Origin of the sequence: Pandoraea horticolens (assembly GCF_902459555.1) — a bacterium.
GTDB classification, from domain to species: Bacteria; Pseudomonadota; Gammaproteobacteria; order Burkholderiales; family Burkholderiaceae; genus Pandoraea; species Pandoraea horticolens.
On sequence record NZ_CABPSM010000009.1, the window covers coordinates 1 to 23,336 of the forward strand.

Sequence of the window (23,336 nt, forward strand, 5' to 3'; positions counted from 1 at the left end):
ATCAGACTCCTTTTGCGAGCACCGGTACCCGTTGGACGGGTACCGGCGCGCGGCAACTTACAGATACGACGTGTTGATCCACTGGCGCACGGCCGGTGCCTTATCGATCTGCTTGTACGTGACCAGCATGTCGGCCAGACGCTGCAGACCATCGACATAGCTGCCGGGCGACTTGAGCAGTTGCGTTTGCTGCGCAAGGCTGTACCATTCCGCGCCCTTGATCGTCTCGATCTGGTCGAGCGCCGACATGCCGGTCAGGGCGATCAGCGAGCGGGCTGCCTCGTCCGGCTTGTCGCGCAGTGTCTGGCAGGCATCGAAATACACCTTGAGGTACTTGCGAACCGCGTCCGCGTTCTTCTCTGCCCACGCGTTGCGCACGATCAGCACGTCCGGGCCCGGCGTTACGTTGTACTTCTTGTAGAGCGAGAACTGCGTGTCGTCGGCGAGCAGCTTCATACCCGACATGGCGCGGATGCGGTTGAACTGCGGCGTCCATGCGGCGGCGGCATCGATCTGACCGGATTGAATCGCACCGGGCAATTCGGGGGCGGGCACATTGAGTACCGTGACGTCGTTCGACAGACCGGCGCTATCCAGCAGGTCGAGCACCAGCAGATGTGCGCTCGAGGCGAACGTCACACCTAGCTTCTTGCCCTTCAGGTCTTGGAGCGAATTCACGCCGTCCCGCACGAACAGACCTTCGACGCGACCGAAGCTCTCCGGCACCGCCACGATAGAAAAGTGCTTCGAGCCACGGGCCATCAGCGCGAGCGCTGACACGATGCCTGTACAGGCGATATCGATACCGCCCGAGAGCACGGCGCTCATGCGTGCGGATGATGTGCCGAACGCCTGCCAATGCTGGTCGATGCCAGCACTTGCGAGCGTCCCGGACTTCATGGCGAGATAGGCCGGATAGTGACCGAGCCACGCAGAGCCGCCGTACTGCACCGTGGTGGCGTCTGCTGCGCGGCAGATTCCCGGCAGGACCAGTCCGCCGGCGGCGGCTGTGGCGGTCAGGGTGGCGCTGGTGTGAAGGAACTTGCGTCGTGAAGGGTTCATGCGTGTCTCCAAGTTTGTGTTATTCGCGTTGAACGATGGGTGCGCTTCAGGTGAGATTCATCTGGCCCGGCACCCGGGGCTTGGCTTGAATTCGTTGGTCATCATCAGCACAGCGTCAGGCGTTCGCCCAGCCACGGCATGATGCGGCGCAGTTCCGGAAAGGCTTCCTGCGTGAGTGCGAGACGACCGGCGAGAAAGCACTGCGAGGCCATCTCCGACACTTCGCCTTCGCGCGATACCTGATAGATCGTGCGAGACAGGGCTGGACCGGGTAGTGGCAGTGCGGCCAGTTTGGGGAGCGATGCACGTCCTTGCAGCAGGCACATCGGGGTAGCAATAGTGAAGCCGAGATCGGCGGCGACCATCGACATCACGATGTCGGAGGTATCGATTTCGAGGTGCATGCGGGGCGAGTGGCCTGTGCGTCGCAGGTGACGTTCGATGACGGCGCCGAAATGAGAGCGGCCGGAAAAGCGAATCAGCGGGAGGGAGCGGATCAGCTCGCTCAGATCGGCTTTTGCGAGATCGGCCTCCCGCGCCTTGGGCACTACGACGACAAACGGCTCCGTGAAAATCGGGCGGCGCACGAGGCGTTCCATGTCGTTCATCGGGTCGCTAGTCACGATCAGGTCGAGATGACGGGCGAGCAACGCTTGTGCGTGGCCGTTGGCGAGGCCGGACCAGAGCAGGAGTTCGCTGGTACTACCTGACATTTGCCGGACGATGGATGGGCCGACAGTGGCGGCGAACGAATCGATCATGCCTACGCGGACGGCGGCACGGCTAGCGACATCGGCGTCTTGTACCTGAGCGATGAGCCGGTCCATGTCGTCGACGATTTGGCGGGCGTGGCGAGAGAGAGCGAGTCCGGCGGGGGTGAGCTTGAGCGGGCGGCGTGAGCGATCGAGCACTCGGGTGCCAACCGTCTGTTCGACTTGTGCGATGGCTTGAGAAATGGCTGACTGCGTGATACCGAGTGTACCGGCGGCGCCGGAGAGGCTGCCTGCGGAGGCGACGGCTTCGAAGATCCGCAACGATCTGACGTCGAGGTCTGTGCGTTTCTTCATCGGCGTGTCTCCGTGTCCGGTCGGCGAGTATCAGAAGGGAAGAATCGTCTTTCTGAAGTGCCGTGATGAATCGATATAAGAATTTCTGTCGATTGTAGGAATGAAAGGGGTTAAAACAGAAACAAATTAAGAAAAACTAATGCTTTGTATAAGAGTGTGGGAACTTCGAGTAAGAGAGGGGGGGGGGAGGTTTCGTTGGAGGAACCGGGGGAGAGGAGAGGGACGGACCGGGGCTCCTTTCTGCAGCGAGTTGGGTTTATGTTTGAGAGGCGGAAAGGGGCCCCGGTCCGTCTGACAGTGGGAGTGTGAAGGGGGGGGGAAGGGGGAGGGCGAAAGAGGTGGGAATGGGGGAGAGAAAAAACGGAACATCCGACGACGCTCTGGATACGGCGCTGTAGTTATCAGAGCAGACGGTAGGCAAGTCGAGCGGCGACACGGGCTCCGGTGCCTTGTGGATCGAAGCGCGGGTTGTATTCGGCCAGATCGGCGACACGCAGTTTGCCTGAGCGGCGCACATGCGTGACGATGGCTTCGACGACGGGCATTGGCACACCGTAGGCGGCGGGGGCGGAGACCCCGGGCATGACTGGCGCGGGTAGCACATCGAGATCGATTGTCAGATAGACATGTGAGACGTTGGCGATGAGGGAGTCGATCTGAGCGAGACGGTCGTCCAGATGGCGGTCTTGCATGTCGGTGTCTTCCACATAGGTCGCCTTCAACTCGCGGGCGCGTTCGAACAGCGATGCCGTGTTGCTGAGGCGGCTGACACCAAAGCAAGCGTAGTCGAAGGGAAGTCCTGCCGACTCACATGCTTGGGCGATCTGATCGAAGGGCGTGCCCGAGGTGCCGGGGCGCGCCGTGCGCAAGTCGAAGTGCGCGTCGAGATTCAGGATGAGTACACGCGTGCGGTCGCCTTGGGTATCGAGGTGTGCGCGCAGTCCTTGCCAGGTGCCCCATGCGACTTCGTGTCCGCCGCCAAGCACTGCGGGGGTGTGGCATCGGTGTGCGGATCGATTTCGCGCACCATGTTGAAAAGGCGGCGAGTGTCGCCGCGCTCACCCGTGTCGGTACGCCCTTGCCAGACGGGCGTGCCGCCAGGTACGGGCTTCAATTGCGTTGCCATGAAAGTGTCTCCTGTTCGCCGGTCAGACGCAGGTCGCGGCGAGGTTACGCCACTGTCCATTGCGTACCGTGCGAGAAGGTAGTTCGCCACCGAGCCAATAGGCGAGTTCTGCCGGGCGTTCGATTTCCCATGCCACGAAGTCCGCCGTCTTTCCCGCTTCGATGGTGCCGTGTGTGTCGAGCATGCCAAGGGCCTTGGCGGCATTACGCGTGACACCTGCGAGCGCTTCCTCGGGCGTGAGGCCGAAAAGCGTGCAGGCCATATTGAGCATCAACCGTAGCGACAGTGCCGGCGAAGTGCCTGGGTTCAGATCGGATGCCACCGCGATGTCGACGCCATGGCGTCGCAACAGGTCGACGGGCGGGCGGCGTGTCTCCTGAAGCATGTGGAAAGCGCCCGGCAGCAGCACGGCTACCGTGCCTGCACGTCCCATCGCGGCGGCATCTTCCGGCGTCATGTATTCAAGATGATCCGCCGACAATGCGCCCAGTTCGGCGGCGAGGCTCGATCCGCCGAGTGGGGAGAGTTGCTCCGCGTGCAGCTTCACGGGTAGCTTCAGCTTTTGCGCGCGCAGCAGCACGCGCATCACTTGTGCCGGTGTGAAAGCGATGGTCTCGCAGAAGGCGTCGACGGCATCGACCAGATGCTCCTCCGCGAGCTTTGGCAGAATCTCGGCGCAGACGTAGTTCACATACTCGTCGGCCTTGCCCGCGAACTCCGAGGGCACCGTATGGGCGGCCAGACACGTGGTCTTCACCGTGACCGGCAACGCTTCACCCAGCCGGCGTGCGACACGTAGCATCTTGCGCTCACTGTTCAGATCGAGGCCGTAACCGGACTTGATCTCCACCGTGGTCACGCCGTCGCGCATCAGTGCGAGCAGACGTTTGCGTGCCGACGCGAAAAGCGCGTCTTCCGTGGCGTCGCGCGTATGCCGCACCGTATGCTTGATGCCGCCGCCTGCCGCCGATATTTCGGCATAGCTCACGCCTTGCAGCCGCTGCTCGAACTCAAGACTGCGGTCGCCGCCGAACACCAGATGCGTGTGGCAATCGATCAGGCCGGGAGTGACCCACGCCCCCTGCAAATCGATGCACTCGTCGATGCCCGAGCCCGAGGCTGAGCGCTCACCGTGCGGGCCAACCCACTCGATCTGATTGCCGAGCGTGACGATCGCCGCATCTTCGATGGCGTGGTAGCGCCCGTCGCGCATTGTGGCGACGTGGCAGTGCTTCCAATAGGTACGTTTCATATGAGGCTCATTCCAGGCTCATGGGGGCGCGCACCTGCGCTTCGTTGGGTTTGACGCCGAACAGATAGGCGATGGACATCAGCACGATCCAGGCGGCGCCGACATACAGCGCAACGCGGGTGTCTTCCCTATAGCCGATCACGCCGATCACGAAGAGCATGAACGCGATGGCCAGCGCCGGTCCGACCGGCCACAGCGGCACCTTGAACTTGAGCGCCGCGACTTCGGTGGCCGACAGACGGCGGCGCATCGCCACCTGCGAGAGCAGGATCATCAGCCACACCCACACCGTCGCGAACGTGGCAATCGAGGCGATGATCAGGAACACCCCTTCCGGGATCAGGTAGTTGAGCACCACACCACCGAGCAACGCTGCCGTCATCACGAGCACTGTGACCCAGGGCACACCATGACGCGACGTGGCCGAAAAGGCGGCCGGCGCCTGAGCATGCTCGGCCATGCCGAACATCATGCGGCCCGCACCGAAGATATTGCTGTTGATGGCAGAGACGGCGGCCGAAATCACGATCAGGTTGAGGATCGCTGCGGCCGGCTTGATACCCAGCCCCGAGAAAATCTGCACGAACGGGCTGCCCTGGCTGCCGATGCCCGTCCACGGGAAGATGGCCATCAGCACGCACATCGTGAGCACATAGAACAGCAGAATGCGCACCGGCACGGCGTTGATGGCGCGCGGAATCACCTTCTCGGGATTCTTCGCCTCACCACCGGTGATGCCGATGATCTCAATGCCGCCGTACGCAAACATCACCACGGCCAGAGACGCCACGACGCCGCCCCAGCCATTGGGCAAGAAACCGCCATGCACCCAGAGGTTGCTCACCGCCGGCGCATGCTCGCCGTGCAACTGCAGGCCGGTGAACAGAATCACGCCGCCGCCCACAATCATCGCGACGATGGCAACGATCTTCACCAGCGCCAGCCAGAATTCCATCTCACCGTACACCTTCACGTTGCACAGATTCAGCCCGCAGATCAGCATCACGATGCCGAGTACCCAGATCCATTGCGGCACGTCGGGGAACCAGAATCCCATATAGATACCGAACGCCGTCACGTCGGCCAGACAGACGATCGCCATTTCCAGAATGTAGGTCCAGCCCGTGAGGAACCCGGCCAGTGGCCCGAGGTTATCTCGTGCATAACGGCCGAACGAGCCCGATACCGGCTGGCGTACCACCATCTCGCCCAGCGCGCGCATCACCATGTAGACGGCCGCGCCGCCCACGATATAAGCAAGGATCACCGCCGGACCGGCGAGTTGGATGGCCGAGGCCGAACCGTAGAACAGGCCTGTGCCGATGGCTGAGCCAAGCGCCAGAAAGCGGATGTGCCGCGCGCTCAGATTGCGTTGTAAGTTTTTCAAGTTGTCTCCTGAATGCGTGATGTGCCTGCCCGCGCGAGCAGGCGGCAGAGAGAAATCGGGGGTACGGCCGACACTCGGATGAGCGGCGCCTATGCTCCGTCGGACGACGGAGCGACCCGATACGCCGCTGGCCGGCGCGCGAATCACTGTTCGTTTCGCACCGGCCGGGCGGAAATCAAACGCGACTCAAACGCTCGGCAATGTGCCGGCAGGCACCAGCGCGCTCAGTTGCCGTTGTGCGATCAAGGCGCTAGCACCCTCGATGTCCGGGGCGAAATAGCGATCCTTATCGTAGAACGGAACCGACTGACGCAGCAGCGCGCGGGCGCGCTCAAGCACCGGCGTCGACTTGATCCCCTCGCGGAAGTCCAGCCCTTGGCAGGCGCTGAGCCATTCGATCGCGACGATGCCTTTCACGTTATCGGCCATCTCCCAAAGCCGTTTCCCGGCGTTGGGCGCCATCGACACATGGTCTTCCTGGTTGGCCGAGGTCGGGAGGCTATCAACGCTGGCCGGATGTGCCAAGGCTTTATTCTCCGAGGCCAGGGCTGCGGCCGTCACCTGCGCGATCATGAAGCCCGAGTTCACACCGCCGTTGGCCACCAGAAACGCGGGCAACTGCGACATATGTTGGTCCATCATCAGCGAAATGCGGCGCTCGCTCAGGGCACCGATCTCGGCAATCGCCAGCGCGAGATTGTCGGCGGCCATCGCGACCGGCTCGGCGTGGAAGTTGCCGCCCGAGATCACGTCGTCCTGTTCCCAGAACACAAGCGGGTTGTCCGAGACGGCATTCGCTTCAATGGCCAGCACCTCGGCGGCCTGGCGGATCTGCGTGAGACACGCGCCCATGACCTGCGGCTGACAACGCAGCGAGTACGGGTCCTGCACCTTTTCGCAGTTTGCATGCGACTGACCGATTTCACTCGTCTCGCCAAGCAGATGGCGATAGAGTGCGGCGGCGTCGATCTGACCACGCTGGCCGCGCGCCGCATGAAGGCGGGCATCGAACGGCGCACGCGAGCCGAGCATGGCCTCAACCGTCAATGCCCCGCAGACGCTGGCGGCGGCGAACATGTCCTCCGCTTCGAACAGGCCGCGCAGTGCGTAGGCCGTGGACACTTGCGTGCCGTTGAGTAACGCCAGCCCCTCCTTGGCGGCGAGCGTCAGCGGCGCGAGCCCTGCCACAGCAAGCGCTTCGCGGGCGCTTATCCACTGACCGCGATAGCGTGCCTCGCCTTCACCCAGCAACAGCAGCGACATGTGCGCAAGCGGGGCGAGATCGCCCGATGCGCCGACCGAACCTTTGAGCGGAATGCGCGGATACACCTCGGCGTTCACCAACGTGACGAGCGCGTCGATCACCTTGCGGCGTATGCCCGAGAACCCACGCGCCAGGCTGTTGATCTTGAGCACCATGATCAGACGCACCAGGGCGTCGTCGAGCGGCGCGCCGACACCGGCGGCGTGCGATAGCACGAGGGAGCGCTGAAGATTTTCGAGATCCTCATGGGCGATGCGTGTTGTGGCGAGCAGGCCGAAACCGGTATTGACGCCGTACGCCGTGCGGCCTTCGGCCACGATGCTTTCCACGCAAGCCACACTCTTGTCGATAGCAGCGTAAGCGGTCTCGTCGAGCGTGAGGGTGGTCGGGTTCTGGTAGACGTCGCGCAGTTGCGCCAGCGTAAGCGCGCCGGGCGTCACAAACAGTTTTGCCATGGACGGAGTTCCTTGATTCGACATATTCGGGGGGGCTTGCTTATTTCGCGGTGCCCAGCATGGGCAGGTTCAGGCCGTGTTCGCGAGCGCATTCGACGGCGATGTCATAACCGGCGTCGGCGTGGCGCATGACGCCGGTGGCCGGATCGTTGTTCAGCACACGGGCGATGCGTGCGGCAGCGGCGTCGGTGCCATCGCACACGATCGCTACGCCCGAATGCTGCGAAAAGCCCATGCCGACGCCGCCGCCGTGATGCAGCGAGACCCAGGTCGCACCGCTGGCCGTATTGAGCAAGGCGTTGAGCAGCGGCCAGTCGGAGACGGCATCCGAGCCGTCGCGCATGGCTTCCGTTTCTCGATTTGGGCTGGCGACCGAGCCTGAGTCCAGATGATCGCGTCCGATCACGACCGGTGCCGAGAGTTCTCCTGAGCGTACCATTTCGTTGAACGCCAGTCCGAGCTTCGCGCGCTGCCCCAGACCGACCCAGCAGATCCGGGCGGGCAAGCCCTGGAAGCTGATGCGCTCACGCGCCATGTCGAGCCAGCGATGCAGGTGAGCGTCGTCGGGGATCAGTTCCTTGACCTTGGCATCCGTCTTGTAGATGTCTTGCGGATCGCCCGAGAGCGCAGCCCAGCGGAACGGCCCCACGCCGCGGCAGAAGAGCGGGCGAATGTAGGCGGGCACGAAGCCGGGGAAATCGAACGCGTTCTCGACGCCTTCCTCCTTGGCCATCTGACGGATGTTGTTGCCGTAGTCGAATGTCGGCACGCCCATCGCCTTGAAGTCGAGCATGGCCTTGACGTGCACGGCCATCGATTGCTTGGCCGCCTTGACGACTTCGGCCGGCTTCGAACGGGCGCGCTCGCGGTAGTTGTCCCAAGTCCAGCCGATCGGCAGATAGCCGTTAAGCGGGTCGTGCGCGCTGGTCTGGTCGGTGACCATGTCCGGGCGCACGCCACGGCGCACCAACGCCGGCAGAATCTCGGCCGCGTTGCCGCACAGCGCGATGGACGTCGCTTGGCCAGCAGCCGTATACCTGGCGATGCGTGTAAGGGCGTCGTCGAGATCCTTGGCTTGTTCGTCGACATACCGGGTGCGCAAGCGGAAGTCGATGCGGGTCTGCTGGCACTCAATGTTCAGCGAGCAGGCGCCGGCGAGCGTGGCGGCCAGCGGCTGCGCGCCGCCCATGCCGCCCAGACCGGCGGTCAGCACCCAGCGTCCCTTCAGATTGCCGCTGTAGTGCTGGCGGCCGGCTTCGACGAACGTCTCGTAGGTGCCTTGTACGATGCCCTGGCTGCCGATATAGATCCACGAACCGGCCGTCATCTGGCCGTACATGGCGAGACCCTTGGCGTCGAGTTCGTTGAAGTGTTCCCAGTTAGCCCAGTGCGGTACCAGATTCGAGTTGGCGATGAGCACGCGCGGCGCGTCGGCGTGGGTCTTGAACACGCCTACCGGCTTGCCCGATTGCACGAGCAGCGTTTCGTCGTCGCCCAGCGTCTTGAGCGTTTCGACGATCTTGTCGTAGCACTCCCAATTGCGCGCAGCACGCCCGATGCCGCCGTAGACGACGAGCGAATTCGGATTCTCGGCAACGTCCGGGTCCAGATTGTTCATCAACATACGCAGCGGGGCTTCGGTGAGCCAGCTACGGGCGTTGAGCTGAGTGCCGCGCGGGGCGCGGATCGTGACGTCGCGAAATCGGGTGGGTTGGCTCACAGCGTATTCCTCTAGTTCGGCACAGATGATGGCTTGTACGGTATTGTATATACAAGCAATCGAAAACTAGGGTTTTTACGCACATTGCGATACAGGGGAAGCCTGTCGGGGCGACAGGAGACTGGCGTACCGGTTCGTCCGACCGGGTTTGCCGATTCGCTTACTCGGGTTCGCCGAAGCGCCCCTCGAGCCGGTGGCGTGAACCGGGGTGCAGCAGACGGGCGACGGAGACGATGCGCTTGCCCGACCATGTGCGCCGCCGGATGAGCAGGCACGGCTCGGTGCGCACGATCTGCAGCATCTGGGCTTCTTCGGGCGTTGCCGTCACTGCTTCGACGACATGCTCGCCGGACGTGAGCGGCGAGAGCCGTTGCAGATAGACGTTGGGCGTGATGCTGGTGAAATCCTGTTCGAGGTAGTTTGGCGCGAGCGCAGGATTGACGAAACGATCTTCGATCTGCACCGGTACATTGTCCTGATAGTGGACGATCACCGAGTGGAACAACCTCTCACGCTCCTGCAAACCCATCGCGAGCGCGCGTTCGGGGCCGGCGAGTTCTGCGCGCAGCAGTTCCACTTCGGCGTGATGGCGATGCCCGTGTTCGGCGATCTCGTCGGCGATATTGTTGACGGCGAGCAGCGGGGAGTGCGATTTCGGTTCGGCGACAAACGTGCCGACACCCTGCATGCGCACGAGACGGCCTTCTGCGGTGAGTTCGCGCAGCGCGCGGTTGACCGTCATGCGGCTCACACCGGAGAGTTCGACCAGTTCGTTCTCCGATGGCACACGGTGATGCGGCGGCCACGCGCCACTGTCGATCTGACGGCAGATGAACTGCTTGAGCTGCAGATAGCGGGGTGCGGGCCCTTGTTCGTTGAGCGTTTCGACAGTAGGCTGGGCGGTTTGACGTGGCACCTTGTTGGCCTCTCCGGTCGCGAGCGTGCGGGTGGGAAAGCCTGAAGGATAAGCCAATCGTGTGCCGCACACGAGAAAAAGAGGCAAGCCCGCGCACCGCATGGCGTGAAGCAAGGCCTTGCGACGGATGTGCGAGAGCGTGCCAAAGGGTGAGCTGGATCGCCATGCAACGCCACACCATGTCCACAACGTTGCGCGTCGATCCGGTTCTCGCGAAGTCCCCCAGGTGAGGCTCAAGCCCTCCCGCCGTGGGGCGGCGGGGGGCAGTCCGACATGACCTGTCAGACCGTCAATGCATCAGAACGTCTGGCGGATACCGATGCGAACGATGGTCTGCGTCGCTGTGGCCGACGAGATGCCGTTGCCCACGTCGCCGACCGACGCCGTGGCCGCGACCACGTTGCCGAACGTGTCGAGCGTGCTGCCCGACGCCTTTTGATAGCCAACCAGCCCATACAGCGACGTGCGCTTGGACAGGGCGTAGTACGTGGCCAGATTGACTTGGTGATACTTCGGACCCGAGGTCCCCTTTACATCGCTGCCTTGCGTGAAGTTGTAGGCAGCGGCCAGACGCACGGCAGGCGTCAACTGATACGCCACCGTGGCGCCGATGGAGTTGAACGTGAAGCTGCTGGCGAACGTCGAGAGCGCGCCCGGCGTGTACTGCACATTGCCGTACGAGATGCCGACCTGGGTGGCGCCGAACGAGTACGTACCGGCAGCGGCGATGATGCGCTGGCTGGCCGCCGAGGCGAAGCCTTCGTTGATCGACGAGGCGAACGTGCCGTCATACGCGCCGCTCCAGGTGCTCGACGACGTGCCGTACGCGTTGGTGGCTTGCAAATAGCCCACCCCCAAGGCGAGCGGGCCGTTGGCGTATTGGCCGCCGAAGCCCCAGGCGTTCTGATTCTTCACGCTGCCCGGCTGACCGCCGAAGCCGTAGATCGCGCCGAACTGGAAGCCGCTGTAGACCGGGCTGGCCCATTTCACCGAATTGTTCACGCGCGCCTGGTTGTCGATGTTGTCGATATCGCCAGGGTGTGCGCCCATGCCGGTCACGAACGTGCCAGCGCTGATCGAGCCGACGTAATCGACGATCGGGTCGTACTGACGGCCGAACGTGAGCTTACCGAGCGTGGCGCTTTGCAACCCCATCCACGATTGACGGCCAAATTGGCGGTTGCCTTGGCCCGATTGTCCCGTGCCGATATTGAAGCCGTTTTCCAACTGGAAAATGGCCGAGTTGCCACCTCCCAGATCTTCCGAACCCTTCAGGCCCCAACGGTCGCCCGACCACGTACCGCTCGCAAAGCCCCAGTTCGAGCCGTTGGTGTAATTGATCGGCGCGCCAACGCCACCCTTGCTGTTGGCTGTGCGCTGACCACTCGTGTAACCCACGCCGGCGTCGACAATGCCGTACAGGGTCACGCTGCTTTGCGCGTGGACCGGAACCATATAACCGGCCAGACCGCCAAGACCGAGTGTAGCGAGAAGAATACGTTTCATAATATTAGTAATCCTAAATATATATGACAGAGACACCACGAAAACGCACCGGCAGTTCCCCCGGTGTGGGTCGGGAATTCGGAGACTGCCGGCGTGGCTTACCGGAGGGGGGCACCTCCGGGAAGTCCGGTGACGCTTAGCCAGGTGGCGACAGCCACGACCAGTGCGTCGATATCGTCGAAGTTCTCGACGCCTGGCACGCACGGCGCGTCGAGCACGGTGAAGACCGGTTTGTGCCATTGCAGGCCCAACGCGATTTCCGAGAGCGTGCCAAGCCCGCCGCCCACAGCCACGAGGCACACCGACGCACGGGCGATGAGCGCGTTGCGCGTGATGCCGAGTCCGGTAGGTAGCGCCACGCTCAGGTGGGGGTTGGCGTCGGCGGCGTGATCCTCTGGCAACAGGCCGATCACGATGCCGCCGGCCGACGCCGCGCCGGCCGATGCGGCCTCCATCACGCCGCCCTTGCCGCCGCACACCAACGAAACGCCTGCTGTGGCAAGCGCTTCGCCGATGCACTGCGCCGCATAGCACTGCGCCGGGGAGGCTTCGCGCGGGCCGATCAGGCCGACGGGCGTCACATGACGTGAAGCGCCTGCCTGCCGGGCGGCGAGTTGGTCGAGGGCTTGGCGGGCCGCAGCCGACCACTCATTGAGGATGACGCCGTACAAGACACTCTCCGAGAGCGAGCACACCGCTGCATACCGCCATCAAGACGAGCGACAGCGCGGCGGCCTGGGGAAAATCCGTTTGCCCGTCCGACATCTTCAGGAACATGAGCAACGGCAGGATATTGATCTGAGTACCGGCCAGCGCGAGCGCAGTGCCGTATGTCCCCATGGCAATCGCGGTGACGAGACACCACGCGGCGGCCAGCGTCGGCCACAGTTCGCGCAGCGCGACGTCGACCATCGCACGCAACGGCGTAGCGCCCAGCGTGAGCGCGGCTTCGATGGGGCGGCGGTCCAGATTGGCAATCGCCGGGTAGACCATGAGCGCTACCCGGGGAATCAGGTAATAAGCGTAAGCAGCGATCAGCCCTGGGGCCGTGTAGATCAGCGCGCCGACACGGACCGGATCGGCACCGAGCGAGGCGAGCGTGAGCGTCACGAACCCCGACCGGCCGAACGCGAGAATGAAACCGTAAGCGATCACGAGTCCGGAGAACGCGAGTGGCACGCCCATTGCCGCGAGCCAGATACGGCGGCGGCGCAGCGTCTGACGAGCGAGCGTGACGGCGATCAGCGCACCCACGATCAGCGACGCAGTGCCGGCACCGACCGCCAGGGCCAGTGAGTTGACGAAGGCGTCGCGCACCAGCCGGTCGAGGGCGATGGCGGCGAAGGCCTCGCCATGGTCTTCGAACGCCGCGACGATCAGCGAGGCGAGCGGCAGCCCGAAGCCGAGGGCGAGCATCGCTGCCGCAGGCAGGCCGCCGAAGCGGCGTACCCAGCCGCGCGGCGTGTATGCAGATTTGGCGCGCTGCGCCGCGTTTGGCTCGATCGGCCCGACCGGATGGGCACGCACTGGCGTCATGATGCGCGATCTCACTTGGCGAGCACGGCGGCCGACCACAGACGATCGACTTCCGCCTTTTGCGCAGCAGCGCGGGCAACGTCCAGCGGGCGGACTTGCGGAGCGTCGGGCATTCGGGCGCGCATCTCGGCCGAGAGCGGCACGCCGGGCACGGCCGGGCGCACGTAGCCTTGAGCGAAGAGCGCCTGACCGACCGGGCTCATGATCAGGTTCAGCCAGAGCTTGGCGGCATCCGGGTTCGGACCATTCTTGACGAGACTGATGGCGTACGGGGCCGACACGCTGGCTTCCTTCGGAATCACGACTTGTGCGGCGTCGCCCATGCCGTCGGTGTACTTGGCCTTCAGACCGTCGTTTTCGTAGCCGATGAGAATCGGAATTTCACCTTTGACGAACTTCGCGTACGGCGTGGTGCCTTCCACTCGCATCACGTTGCCGGCATCGCGCAGCTTGCCGAAGAAGTCCGCACCCGGCTTCGGGTTGTCGACGTTCCCCCCGAAGGCGTACGCAGCGGCGAATACGGCTACCTGACCCTGACCGGTCGAGCGCGGGTCGAGATAGACCACGGCGTTCTTGTACTCGGGCTTGAGAAGATCCGCCCACGACTGCGGCACATGCTTGACGAGCTTTGTATTCACGAGGAACGCGATGTTCAGCGAGTGGATCGTGAACCAGCGGCCGTCGTTGTCGCGGAAGACCTTCGGCAGTGCGTCGAAGTTGATCGGCTTGAACGGCGCGACGACATCCTTCTGCACGGCGTCGAGTGCCGAAGCCGCGAAGTAGTAAGCCGTGTCGGCCTGAGGGCGGCGGCGCGACTTGTCGAGTGCCACCACGGTCGCGGCGGAGCCGATGTCGTTGTACGTGATCTCGACCTTCGGATAGCGCTTACGGAATTCAGCGAACAACGCCTTCCAGTTGGCCCATTCCGGACCGGTGTCGAACGACACTACCAGACCTTCTTCGGCGGCCTTGGCGTACAGGTCGGCTTCGCCGGGATAAAGCGGTGCGGCGACCGTGCCGGAGGCGCCTGTTTGTGCGAAGGCGGTGCCTGCGGCGCCTGCAAGCAGCGCGAAAGAGACGGCTAGGGTGGCCAACGACGGAAGAGCGGCGCGCGAGCGCAGGAAAGCGGCGGGGTGAATCATCGACATAGCTCCATCAGGGGCATGAGGTAAGAAGGTCAGCAATTCGGCGGATTGCGCATCAGTTCACGGGTGGCGGCAGGACGCGAAGATGCTCGGGGGCCAGCGCAATGGCCAGCGTGGCCGGTGTGCGGCTCTCGCCGAGCAACGGCGTTGCCGCTCCATCGGGCAGGAAATCGAAGCGGCACGAGGCCCCGAAGAAGCGAACCGCACCGGGACGCCCGTCCAAACGGTTCACGGTGCCCACCGGCGGATCGCATTGAATGTGTTCGGGTCGCACGAGCAGCGAGACGGCGCACCCCGGCCGCCACGCGCCGGTATCTGCGTGCAACTCGGCAAAGCCGACGTCGACCATACCGAGGCGCGTCACGCGCGCAGGCAAGACGGTCGACAAACCGGTGAAGCCCGCGACCGTGGCACAGGCAGGTGCGTCATACAGCCGCTGCGGCGTATCGATCTGCAACAGGCGTCCGTTGTCGATCACGGCCACGCGATCGGCCAGACTCAGGGCTTCGTCGCGATCGTGCGTGACGATGAGTGTCGTGGCGCCGCTGGCTTGTTGCAGTGTGCGGATTTCGTCGCGCAACTGTTGCCGGATGCCGGCGTCGAGCGCGGCAAGCGGCTCGTCGAGCAGCAGCACACGCGGCGAGACGGCGAGTGCGCGAGCCAGCGCCACGCGTTGCTGCTGTCCACCCGAGAGCGACATGGGGCGGCGCGCGGCGAGGTCGGCGAGCCCGACGCGGTCCAGCATGTCGAGCGCCGCGCGCTCGCGCTCGGCGGTCTTCACGCCGCGCATGCGCAGGCCGTAAGCCACATTTTCGGCAACGCTCAGATGCGGGAACAGCGCGTATTGCTGAAACACCATGCCGACGTGGCGGCGCCACACGGGCACGCCTGCGACGTCTTCGCCGCCGATGGCGATGCGCCCGTGATAGCCGTCGAGCAGACCGGCGACCAGCCGCAGCACCGTCGACTTGCCCGAGCCGCTGCGGCCCATGACCGCCAGTAATTCGCCCTGGCGCGCTTGCACGCTGACATCGTCAAGCCCCTGGGCCGCACCGGGGTAACGGAAGCTGACGTTTTCGAGAGTAAGACTCATGAACTGACCTTCTGGCGGGAAGCGGCAACGATCGACATGCCGGTCGCGGCGAGCGCGAGCACCAGCAGCACGACGGTGGCGGCGCAGGCGAAACCGGTCGCACCGTAGAACGCCTGCAGCAACACCACCGGATAGTTGCGATGGCGGAAACCCGCGATGAGATTGGAAATCTGAAACTCGCCGATGGACAATGCCGCGACCATCACCAGCCCGGCCACCAGACTGTGCGTGAGGTTCGGCACCGCAATGGTCGCGAACTGACGCCACGGCGATGCGCCCAGCGTGGCGGCGCAATCCTCGAGCTTTGCGATGTCGAGATGGCGCAGATCGGCGAGCAGCGTTTGGGTGAGGTACGGCAGCGTAAGCACGGCGTGCGCCAGTACGAGCAGCCAGAGCGAGCCCAGCCAGGGCAGCGTGTCGCCGCTGAACACCGCGATATAGCCGAAGCCGAGCGTCAGCGCGGGCACGGCCACCGGCATTAACGTCACCAGCCGGGCGATGGCCCCGCGTGCGTGACGGGCGCGGTGATGCAGCGTGTAGGCGAGCGGCAGCCCCACGACAGCGGTCACCGCGCAGCAACTCAGCGCCACGATGAGGCTGGTGGAAAACGCACGGCGAAACGACGGATCGCCGGCGAGTTCACCGAACCAGTGGCCTGTGACGCCGGCCGGCAGCACGGTGTTGGTCCACGTCTGGCCGAACGCGCCGATCAGCAGCAACAGCACCGGCAGGCACAGATAGATCAGGAAAAGGGCGGCAACGATTCGCACGATCCAGACCAGCGCGCCGCTGCGCGTGCGCTGCGGCGAATGCCCCGTCACACCTGCCTCGGCGGGGGTTGGGCTGTGCCGGGGGGGCACAGTTGGGGCGAAGCGGTCGGCTTGGACGTCGGACATCTGGGAAACCTGAGCGGCATACGGCAACAAAATCGCTGGAATCGTCCGGAGGTCTTGCCATCCCTTGCGGGGGACGGCCGGCAGCCGGATCGACATTGGCCGCAAGTTTCGTGCTCTGACATGTCATCGTCATGAAGAAAACACACAAATCGGGCATCGTGCTGTGCGGAACTGGAACAGTTGGCGGCCTTGCGCCAGTGGCCGCCATCTCATGCATTTTTCACGTTACCCCCCACGTCCTTCTTACGTCTGCGATGCGCCATTGCTATCCCAACGTTGCCGAATTGCTCGCGTTCACCAGTGCCGCGAGACACCTGAATTTCTCTCGTACCGCCCGCGAACTAGGGCTGACCCCCAGTGCCGTCAGCCGTCAGATTGCGGCGTTGGAGACCTTGGTCGGTACGCCGTTGTTCGTTCGCGAGGGGCGCAATCTCACCCTCACCGACGCGGGGCGCCGCTATCACGAGCGCGTGGCCGAACCGCTTCGCGAGATTGGCAACGCGTCGCTGGAGTTGATGACGTCACGAGGGGAGAGCGATTTGCTCACGATCGCGAGCGTGCCGACGTTCACGACGAAATGGCTGATCCCGCGCCTGCCCGATTTTCTGGCGAGAACACCGGGCGTGACGCTCAGCTTCAGCCGTCATCTGTCTCACGGCGACGCGTTTCCCTTCACGCTGGACGCCGCCGTGCGGTACGGCGATGGCACTTGGGAAGGGGTGGTGAGCGACTATGTCGATGGACGCTGGTTTGTGCCGGTCTGTGCGCCGGCGTTCCTCGCGCGCTATCCGCTTAACCATGTGGCTGACATTGCGCGTGCCCCGAGGCTGGTGCACAGCCAGGCCGAAGAGGTCTGGGGCACATGGGAGGCTCGTTACGGCGTGGCGCCGCGCGCACAACGTCCGGGGCCGCGCTTCGAACAGTATTCGGTGTTGCTGCAGGCGGCGGAAGCGAGCATGGGCGTGGGACTGGTGCCGGCGTTTCTCGCTCGTGAGGCGGTGGCGGCGGGACGCCTCGCCGAGCCGGTCGATGCTGGGGTTGACGTGCCGCTTCACGGCCATTACCTGTGTTATCCGCGAGAACGGCTGCAACGGCGCACCGCACTGCAACAGTTCCGAGAGTGGATGCTGGCTCAGGCGGTGCAAGGATAGGGAAGACGCCGCGTCAATCGATGCGTTTCCGGTGACTCCCTGTCGCAGGGTTCGCCGCCATGCGGTGAGCGCCGATACCCGGGGATTACCAGCCGTGCAATCGCGGCCAGACCGCCGGATCGCCATCCGGAACGATGGCGTGATACTCGGGGAATTGCGCGCCCGTCGCACAGGCGTGGTTCGGCATGATGCGCAGCAGGGTGCCAATGGGGAAGCGCGCGACGATGTCGGCGTCCGGCTCCCGGTCGCGAGACAGAATGCCGTGTTCCTGATTGGCGCCGCTTAGCGTATAGCCGGGCACGATGCTGCCGTCGATGCGGCACACCTGCCCATAGCCGAAGTCGCGTTTCTGCTTGTGCGTGCCCCGGTCGCGGCTCATGGCCATCCAGCCGGCGTCGACAATCGCCCAGCCTTTTTCCGCCTGATGACCGATTACCGTGGTCAGCACGCTCAACGCCAGTTCGCCGGTCGTGCAGACCCCCACGTTGTGCATGACGAGATCGAAGAACACGTACACGCCCGCGCGCACTTCGGTCACCCCCTCGAGGTGTGCCGCAGCGAGTGCTGTCGGGGTCGAGCCGACGCTCACCACCGGGCACGGCAGGCCGGCATCGCGTAGGCGCGTGGCTGCGCGCACACACCCGGCGCGCTCCTGTTCCGCGACGGCGGCAAGCGCTTCGGCCGTGTCGAAGTCATAGCTGGAGCCCGCATGCGTCATGACGCCGCCCAGTGTCGCGCCGCCCTCGTGGAGCACGCGTGCGACGTCCAGCAACGCGTCTTCTTCGGGACGGATGCCCGAGCGGTGCCCGTCGGTATCGATCTCGATCCACACGTCGAAGGTCTCGCCGAACTCGGCGCCGAAAGCCACGATGGCCTGCGCGGACGCCACGCTGTCCGTGACGATCTTCAGGTCGCAACCGCGACGCCGCAGCGCAAGGGCGGCCGGCAGCTTGCTGGCGACCATCCCGACTGCGTAGAGGATATCCGTCACGCCATCGTCGAAGAAGCGCGCGGCTTCCTTGAGCGTCGAGACGGTAATGCCCGTGGCGCCTGCGTCGATCTGTGCGCGGGCTACCTCCACGCATTTGCTGGTTTTCACGTGGGGTCGAAAGCGCACGCCCAATGTGTCCATGCGCGACTGCATGCGATGAATGTTGTGCAGCATGCGCGGCACGTCGATCACGGCAGCCGGGGTTTCCAGCGTTTGCAACGAGGTCAGCGAAACATTCCGTATCGAGGTCATGGTGATTGTGCTCAGGCTGTCTTGTGAAAGTCGCGAAGCCACGCGAGCGCCGGTTCAAGCGTGGGCGCTTCTTTGTCGGGCGCGGGAGCACCCTCGGGACGCGACAGCCCGACGCGGTTGTGCCAGAACGTGCGCATTCCTACGGCCGACGTACCGAAGAGGTCGTAGCCCGAGCCGGCGATAAACGCAGCGTCGGCCGCGTCCACGCCCAGCCGATCGAGCGCGAGACGGTACGGTCGCGGATCGGGTTTGTAGAATCCGGCTTCTTCCGACGTCACCACGACATCCCAGTCGACACCAAGCAATGCCGCCGCTTGGTGTCCGAGCGTCTTCGAACAGTTGGTGACGACGGCGAGCTTGCAGTGTGGGCGCAACGACTGAAGCAGTTCGCGGGCGCCGTCCCACGCAGGCAGCGTCAGCCACTCGGCTTCGAGGGCTTGCGGTGCCGACGGCGGCAACCCGACGTGTGCCGCAGACTCGCGCACCAGTTGCTCGTAGCTCACATAGGCGCCGCAACCATAGGTACGCCGCAGATATTCGGCTCGCCAGGTGCGCCCGGCAGTCTCGCTACCGGCCGCGCGATTCCATACGATCCACGAATCGAGAAGTGCGGTAAGCAAATCGAAGAGAACGGCACGCGGCCAGGCGGCATCGTGCGTGGGAGCAGCGTCGGACATGGGGCCTTTGTCGTTGTGGTTTGGCGAGATGGCGGGACGGCACGGGGCCGTCGCCACAGGAGGGAGTGTAGGAAGGATGGGGCGTGCCGTGGTTAAATGACGCGACATCAAACATTAAGCTCAGGTTAATGATCCAGATCGAGGACCTGCGTCTGATCGAGGCCTTGGCACAGTCGGCGTCGCTCAGCGCGGCGGCGCGTATGCTCAACGTGACGCCGCCCGCCCTGTCCGCCCGGCTGCGCAAGCTTGAAGCCACGCTCGGGCTTGCGCTGGCCACGCGCACATCGCGTCAGTTGAGCCTGACGGCAGAAGGCGAGCGGCTGGCACGCGAAGGGTCGGTGTTGCTCGCGCAGTTCGATGCGCTGCCCGAATCGTTTCGCCGCGAAGACAAGCGCCTGACGGGTACGCTGCGGATCGCGGCACCGTTTGGTTACGGCCGTTACCACGTGGCGCCGGCGCTGGCGCGTTTTGCGCAACTTCATCCCGCGTTGCATCTGCAACTGGATTTGCGCGAGACGCCTTGGCCTGACAAGCACGACTCGGATGCCGTCATCCATGTGGGGGCGGTCAGGGATTCGTCATGGATCGCTCGCCCGCTCGCCTCCAACGATCGTTGGTTGTGCGCCAGTCCGGCGTATTTGCAGCGACACGGCATCCCGGCGGTGCCGAATGATCTGTTACAGCATCGCTGCATCTGCATTCGCGAAAACGATGAGGACGTGACGTTGTGGCGATTCCGGCGGGGAGCGAAATCGCCAGCGCCGATGGCCCGCCGTTCGTCGGCACGCGACAGTGTGCGCGTCGTCCCTGCTTACACGAGCAATGACGGCAGCGTGGCGCGCGAATGGGCCGAGCAGGGGCTTGGATTGGTCTTGCGTTCGGAGTGGGATACCCGCGACGCCGTGGCGGCGGGCAAGTTGGTTCGGGTGCTGGCAGACTGGGCGTTCGATAGCGCGCCGGTCACGTTGCTGGTGCCGACAAGGCGCGGGCGCACTGCACGGCTACAGGCGCTGATGACATTTCTGGAGGACGCCCTGGGCACATCGACACCGGTACGCCGCAAGCGCCCTCGGGCGGGTTAAGCGCTTCGTTTCGCGCCGCCAGTGCAGCGTATTCCGATCGGCGCGGCTGGCGGCGCTCGTGATCCGAGGCAGGAACGAAAGGATTAGCCGGTCGTATTGAGCAGCGTGGCGTCCGCTACGCGGATCGGGCGTGGAATGAGCTTGAGTTGAAGGAACGTATCCGCAATGCGCTGTTGCGCGGCCAACACAGGCTCGGAAACCGGCTTGTAGATATGGGCGTAGTGACGCAGCCCTTGTTCGATGACCTTGGCGTCGAGTCCCTGAATCGGTGAGAGTTTTGCGGCGGCACCCGCATAATCCGCACGAATCTGCTGCCCGGTCTGGCCAAGCGATTCGAGCGTCGCCTTGATGACGTCGGGCCGCTTGGTGACGAACGTGCGCTGACTCAGGAAGAACTGATGGTGATCGGCCGCCCCTTCGGCGTTAGCCAGCAGGCGCACGGGGCTTTGGTCGAGCACGGCCGTGAGGAACGGGTCCCAGATGGCCCACGCGTCGACCGAGCCGCGCTCCAGAGCCGCACGGGCGTCTGCCGGCGCGAGATAGACCGGATCGATGTCGCCGAAGTCCAGGCCGTGCTTGCGCAGCAGCGCGACGAGGAACCAGTGCACGTCCGATCCTTTATTGAACGCCACCTTGCGGCGCTTCAGGTCGGCAACCGTCTTGATGGGCGACGTGTTGGCGACCACCACGCCTTCGGCCAGCGGCGTTGGAACTTCATAGGCGCTGTACACGAAATCGGCGCCGGCGGCCTGTGCGAAGACGGGGGGCGCTTCGCCAACGTAGCCGAAGTCGATGGCGCCGACGTTCAGCCCTTCGAGCAACTGAGGCCCGGCAGCGAACTCCGCCCACGTCACATCCACGCCGAGGGGCCGCAGACGCGCTTCGAGCGATCCGTTGGCCTTGGCGAGCACCAGTGTGCTCGCAGCCTTCTGATAGCCGATGCGGAACTTGCCTGCTTCATAGGCGGCCCGTGCCGGGAGGGCAAGCGAGGCGGCGCTTGCCCCCAGCATCGCAAGGAAATGCCGGCGTGAGATCGGGTCGAGGGGTTTCATGCGTGCTGCCCCGTTTGCGTTGACTGGGTTTGACGGATTATCCATGCCGGCGCGCGGCGAGCAACGAAGCGTTTGTGCTTTGGATATTTACGATTGCGGGGCAATGTAGGTCACGCACAGCGGGATGAGCGAGGTGCCGCCGTGATAGGAAAACGGGACGGTTTCACGCGCGTCGATCACGAGCGTGGGCCATTGCGCCAGCGTGCGCGTAAAGCTGGCGCGTGGGCAGGATTGCCCAGGTGGTCCGAGCAGGATGGCGCCGTGCGCACGGACGTCCGCTTCGTCGATGTCCTTCGTATAGATGTTGGGACGGCGCGCCTCCGACCATTGCATGAGCAGGCGCGGGTTGCCCGGCGCGTAGAACGTCAGCCACGTTGCGACGTGATCGTGACCGACGTAACGCAGGGGCATGTGATAGCGCTCCTGCCAGCGCTGTTCCAGCGTCACGCTCGCCGCCTTGATTCCGCTGAATTTTTGTCCTGCATTGCGCAGATTGGCGGATAGGAACACGACGTAGCCGGCCATCACCAGCAGGCCGGCGGCGGGCAGCCAGCGTGCAATGCGCCATGAGCGAACCGCCATGCCCGGCTGCACGCAGGCAACCAGCACGGCGGGCAGTGAGACGGCAAATGGCTGGAGCCATTCGGAGATGCGTCCGCCGTTATGGAGCGTGAAGTACAGCAGGATCGGGAGCAGCGGTAGTAACAGGACACCCGCAACGATGCGGGCATCGATCGGCGGCCGTCTAAATCGCACGCCGACAACGCGCATTACGAGCGCCAGTATCGCGACCGGATAGAACGCCGTGAGTGCGCCGCAAAGCGCGCGAGCATTCAGTCGCGGTTTGATTTGATCGTCCACCCAGCGAAACGCGGCGAAGTCGTGATGGGCAAGCCAGACGACGTTGGGAGCGATCAGCGCAACGAAGATCCCCAGCCCGAGCAGGAAGGCCGGGTGGCGGTAGTGACGTCGTGCCTGCGGCGCGCTGAGGATGACGACGAGAATGGCGCCGAGCAGCGCAAACGTCGAGTACTTCGTCATGGCCGCCAGCCCGGCGACGACGGCAAACGCTGGCCAGTACCGCGGCGAGTCGAGCAGGGCACGAATGAACAGCCAGAGCATCCACGGCCAGAGCATGACGAGCAGATAGTTGTCGTTGTACGGAAGGATGTCGATGTTGATCGCGCCCGACAAATGCAGGCTCAGCATGGCAAGCCAGGCGAGGCTACGCTCCCCCGACAGTCGATGCGCCAGATGCCAGACGCCGAGCATGCCGATGGCGACGGCAGCGAAATGCGAGGCATACCAATAGATCGCCATTGCCTCGCCGTCGAGACCAAGGACGGGCCACATCGAGAACCCGACCAGCCACGGGTTCTTCGGCGTTCCCCATTCGGCATTACGCGCCCAGTTGAAGGCTTCGACGGCATCGAAAGGCACGGTCGGGTCGAGTGACGCACTCACAAGCGTCCAAACGATCGCGTAGATCGACACGTAAAACGCCGGCGAACGCGCAATGGCGCGCATCGGGCGCGCCAAGCGTTCGATAGACGCTAAGGCGTAGGTAGCCAAGTAGGGATTGTCCGGTACGGACGCGTCGTGTTTTTGCATGCGCGCTTCGACTGAAAGCCCGTGCATGTGTTCGCTCCGCTGTTTTGCAATCCAAATCAAATAAAATGGATTAACAATCTGTTGGAGTGCATTGT

At 64.1% G+C, this 23,336-nt stretch carries 19 protein-coding genes and 1 pseudogene; 2 read left to right on the forward strand and 18 right to left on the reverse strand.

Annotated features, from left to right (window positions below; all coding sequences use genetic code 11):
• Positions 1–57: 57 nt before the first annotated feature.
• The 14 genes and pseudogenes from PHO31112_RS15460 to PHO31112_RS15525 all read right to left on the reverse strand — a co-directional run bounded on the left by PHO31112_RS15460 (position 58) and on the right by PHO31112_RS15525 (position 16,425).
• Positions 58–1,062, reverse strand: a complete 1,005-nt coding sequence (locus tag PHO31112_RS15460) for an ABC transporter substrate-binding protein (RefSeq protein ID WP_150621302.1) — start codon at positions 1,060–1,062, stop codon at positions 58–60.
• Positions 1,063–1,166: 104 nt separating this feature from the next.
• Positions 1,167–2,129, reverse strand: coding sequence for a LysR family transcriptional regulator (locus PHO31112_RS15465; RefSeq protein ID WP_150621303.1), 963 nt, complete (start codon positions 2,127–2,129; stop codon positions 1,167–1,169).
• A gap of 401 nt (positions 2,130–2,530) precedes the next feature.
• A pseudogene (locus PHO31112_RS15470) lies at positions 2,531–3,121 on the reverse strand (formimidoylglutamase); the annotation flags it as partial.
• Positions 3,122–3,277: 156 nt separating this feature from the next.
• Positions 3,278–4,507, reverse strand: coding sequence for an imidazolonepropionase (gene hutI / locus PHO31112_RS15475; protein WP_150621305.1), 1,230 nt, complete (start codon positions 4,505–4,507; stop codon positions 3,278–3,280).
• 7 nt (positions 4,508–4,514) lie between these two features.
• Positions 4,515–5,894 carry an amino acid permease gene (locus PHO31112_RS15480; protein WP_150621306.1) on the reverse strand — a complete coding sequence of 460 codons (1,380 nt, stop codon included), beginning with the start codon at positions 5,892–5,894 and terminating at the stop codon, positions 4,515–4,517.
• Positions 5,895–6,080: 186 nt separating this feature from the next.
• On the reverse strand, positions 6,081–7,613 hold the full coding sequence (gene hutH, locus PHO31112_RS15485) for a histidine ammonia-lyase (RefSeq protein WP_150621307.1): 1,533 nt from the start codon (positions 7,611–7,613) through the stop codon (positions 6,081–6,083).
• Between the two features lie 40 nt (positions 7,614–7,653).
• Complete coding sequence (hutU, locus tag PHO31112_RS15490; protein ID WP_150621308.1) at positions 7,654–9,333, reverse strand: urocanate hydratase; 1,680 nt, start codon at positions 9,331–9,333, stop codon at positions 7,654–7,656.
• Positions 9,334–9,493: 160 nt separating this feature from the next.
• Complete coding sequence (gene hutC / locus PHO31112_RS15495) at positions 9,494–10,249, reverse strand: histidine utilization transcriptional repressor HutC (protein WP_150621309.1); 756 nt, start codon at positions 10,247–10,249, stop codon at positions 9,494–9,496.
• 297 nt (positions 10,250–10,546) lie between these two features.
• Positions 10,547–11,755: a porin gene (locus PHO31112_RS15500; protein WP_150621310.1), complete on the reverse strand. Its 1,209-nt coding sequence runs from the start codon at positions 11,753–11,755 to the stop codon at positions 10,547–10,549.
• A 98-nt stretch (positions 11,756–11,853) separates the two neighbouring features.
• Positions 11,854–12,426, reverse strand: coding sequence for an SLOG cluster 4 domain-containing protein (locus PHO31112_RS15505; RefSeq protein WP_246178251.1), 573 nt, complete (start codon positions 12,424–12,426; stop codon positions 11,854–11,856).
• Positions 12,404–13,171: an ABC transporter permease gene (locus tag PHO31112_RS15510; RefSeq protein WP_425495207.1), complete on the reverse strand. Its 768-nt coding sequence runs from the start codon at positions 13,169–13,171 to the stop codon at positions 12,404–12,406. Before PHO31112_RS15510 ends, PHO31112_RS15505 begins: the two co-directional genes overlap by 23 nt.
• A gap of 131 nt (positions 13,172–13,302) precedes the next feature.
• Positions 13,303–14,433, reverse strand: a complete 1,131-nt coding sequence (locus PHO31112_RS15515; RefSeq protein WP_150621312.1) for an extracellular solute-binding protein — start codon at positions 14,431–14,433, stop codon at positions 13,303–13,305.
• Between the two features lie 58 nt (positions 14,434–14,491).
• On the reverse strand, positions 14,492–15,529 hold the full coding sequence (locus PHO31112_RS15520) for an ABC transporter ATP-binding protein (RefSeq protein ID WP_150621313.1): 1,038 nt from the start codon (positions 15,527–15,529) through the stop codon (positions 14,492–14,494).
• Positions 15,526–16,425 carry an ABC transporter permease gene (locus PHO31112_RS15525; protein ID WP_150621314.1) on the reverse strand — a complete coding sequence of 300 codons (900 nt, stop codon included), beginning with the start codon at positions 16,423–16,425 and terminating at the stop codon, positions 15,526–15,528. Before PHO31112_RS15525 ends, PHO31112_RS15520 begins: the two co-directional genes overlap by 4 nt.
• Before the next feature lie 254 nt (positions 16,426–16,679).
• Between PHO31112_RS15525 and PHO31112_RS15530 the strand changes: the two genes are divergently transcribed.
• Entirely contained in the window at positions 16,680–17,576 is an 897-nt protein-coding gene (locus tag PHO31112_RS15530; RefSeq protein ID WP_150621315.1) for a LysR substrate-binding domain-containing protein, read from the forward strand.
• 85 nt (positions 17,577–17,661) lie between these two features.
• Here the strand turns inward: PHO31112_RS15530 and PHO31112_RS15535 are convergent, their stop codons facing one another.
• Entirely contained in the window at positions 17,662–18,819 is a 1,158-nt protein-coding gene (locus PHO31112_RS15535) for a DSD1 family PLP-dependent enzyme (RefSeq protein ID WP_150621316.1), read from the reverse strand.
• An 11-nt stretch (positions 18,820–18,830) separates the two neighbouring features.
• A complete protein-coding gene (locus tag PHO31112_RS15540; protein WP_150621317.1) occupies positions 18,831–19,496 on the reverse strand; it encodes an HAD family hydrolase in 666 nt (221 codons plus the stop codon).
• 128 nt (positions 19,497–19,624) lie between these two features.
• On the opposite strand from PHO31112_RS15540, the gene PHO31112_RS15545 reads away from it, so the two are divergent.
• Positions 19,625–20,578 carry a LysR family transcriptional regulator gene (locus PHO31112_RS15545; RefSeq protein ID WP_150621318.1) on the forward strand — a complete coding sequence of 318 codons (954 nt, stop codon included), beginning with the start codon at positions 19,625–19,627 and terminating at the stop codon, positions 20,576–20,578.
• Between the two features lie 83 nt (positions 20,579–20,661).
• Here PHO31112_RS15545 and PHO31112_RS15550 read toward each other — a convergent pair whose 3' ends face one another.
• Together PHO31112_RS15550 and PHO31112_RS15555 are read right to left on the reverse strand one after the other, a co-directional pair.
• Complete coding sequence (locus tag PHO31112_RS15550; protein WP_150621319.1) at positions 20,662–21,630, reverse strand: aliphatic sulfonate ABC transporter substrate-binding protein; 969 nt, start codon at positions 21,628–21,630, stop codon at positions 20,662–20,664.
• Positions 21,631–21,717: 87 nt separating this feature from the next.
• Positions 21,718–23,241: a glycosyltransferase family 39 protein gene (locus PHO31112_RS15555; RefSeq protein ID WP_217427035.1), complete on the reverse strand. Its 1,524-nt coding sequence runs from the start codon at positions 23,239–23,241 to the stop codon at positions 21,718–21,720.
• Between the last annotated feature and the right edge of the window lie 95 nt (positions 23,242–23,336).

Bases quoted from the DNA above. Each gene is read 5' to 3' on its own strand.
- PHO31112_RS15540 (WP_150621317.1), bottom strand. From the start codon at position 19,496: ATGTCCGACGCTGCTCCCACGCACGATGCCGCCTGGCCGCGTGCCGTT.
- PHO31112_RS15520 (WP_150621313.1), bottom strand. From the start codon at position 15,529: ATGAGTCTTACTCTCGAAAACGTCAGCTTCCGTTACCCCGGTGCGGCC.
- PHO31112_RS15500 (WP_150621310.1), bottom strand. From the start codon at position 11,755: ATGAAACGTATTCTTCTCGCTACACTCGGTCTTGGCGGTCTGGCCGGT.
- PHO31112_RS15460 (WP_150621302.1), bottom strand. From the start codon at position 1,062: ATGAACCCTTCACGACGCAAGTTCCTTCACACCAGCGCCACCCTGACC.
- PHO31112_RS15465 (WP_150621303.1), bottom strand. From the start codon at position 2,129: ATGAAGAAACGCACAGACCTCGACGTCAGATCGTTGCGGATCTTCGAA.
- PHO31112_RS15545 (WP_150621318.1), top strand. From the start codon at position 19,625: ATGATCCAGATCGAGGACCTGCGTCTGATCGAGGCCTTGGCACAGTCG.
- PHO31112_RS15515 (WP_150621312.1), bottom strand. From the start codon at position 14,433: ATGATTCACCCCGCCGCTTTCCTGCGCTCGCGCGCCGCTCTTCCGTCG.
- PHO31112_RS15535 (WP_150621316.1), bottom strand. From the start codon at position 18,819: ATGACCTCGATACGGAATGTTTCGCTGACCTCGTTGCAAACGCTGGAA.
- PHO31112_RS15525 (WP_150621314.1), bottom strand. From the start codon at position 16,425: ATGTCCGACGTCCAAGCCGACCGCTTCGCCCCAACTGTGCCCCCCCGG.
- hutI (WP_150621305.1), bottom strand. From the start codon at position 4,507: ATGAAACGTACCTATTGGAAGCACTGCCACGTCGCCACAATGCGCGAC.
- PHO31112_RS15550 (WP_150621319.1), bottom strand. From the start codon at position 21,630: ATGAAACCCCTCGACCCGATCTCACGCCGGCATTTCCTTGCGATGCTG.
- PHO31112_RS15510 (WP_425495207.1), bottom strand. From the start codon at position 13,171: ATGCTCGCCCTCGGCTTCGGGCTGCCGCTCGCCTCGCTGATCGTCGCG.
- PHO31112_RS15530 (WP_150621315.1), top strand. From the start codon at position 16,680: ATGCGCCATTGCTATCCCAACGTTGCCGAATTGCTCGCGTTCACCAGT.
- hutH (WP_150621307.1), bottom strand. From the start codon at position 7,613: ATGGCAAAACTGTTTGTGACGCCCGGCGCGCTTACGCTGGCGCAACTG.
- PHO31112_RS15555 (WP_217427035.1), bottom strand. From the start codon at position 23,241: ATGCAAAAACACGACGCGTCCGTACCGGACAATCCCTACTTGGCTACC.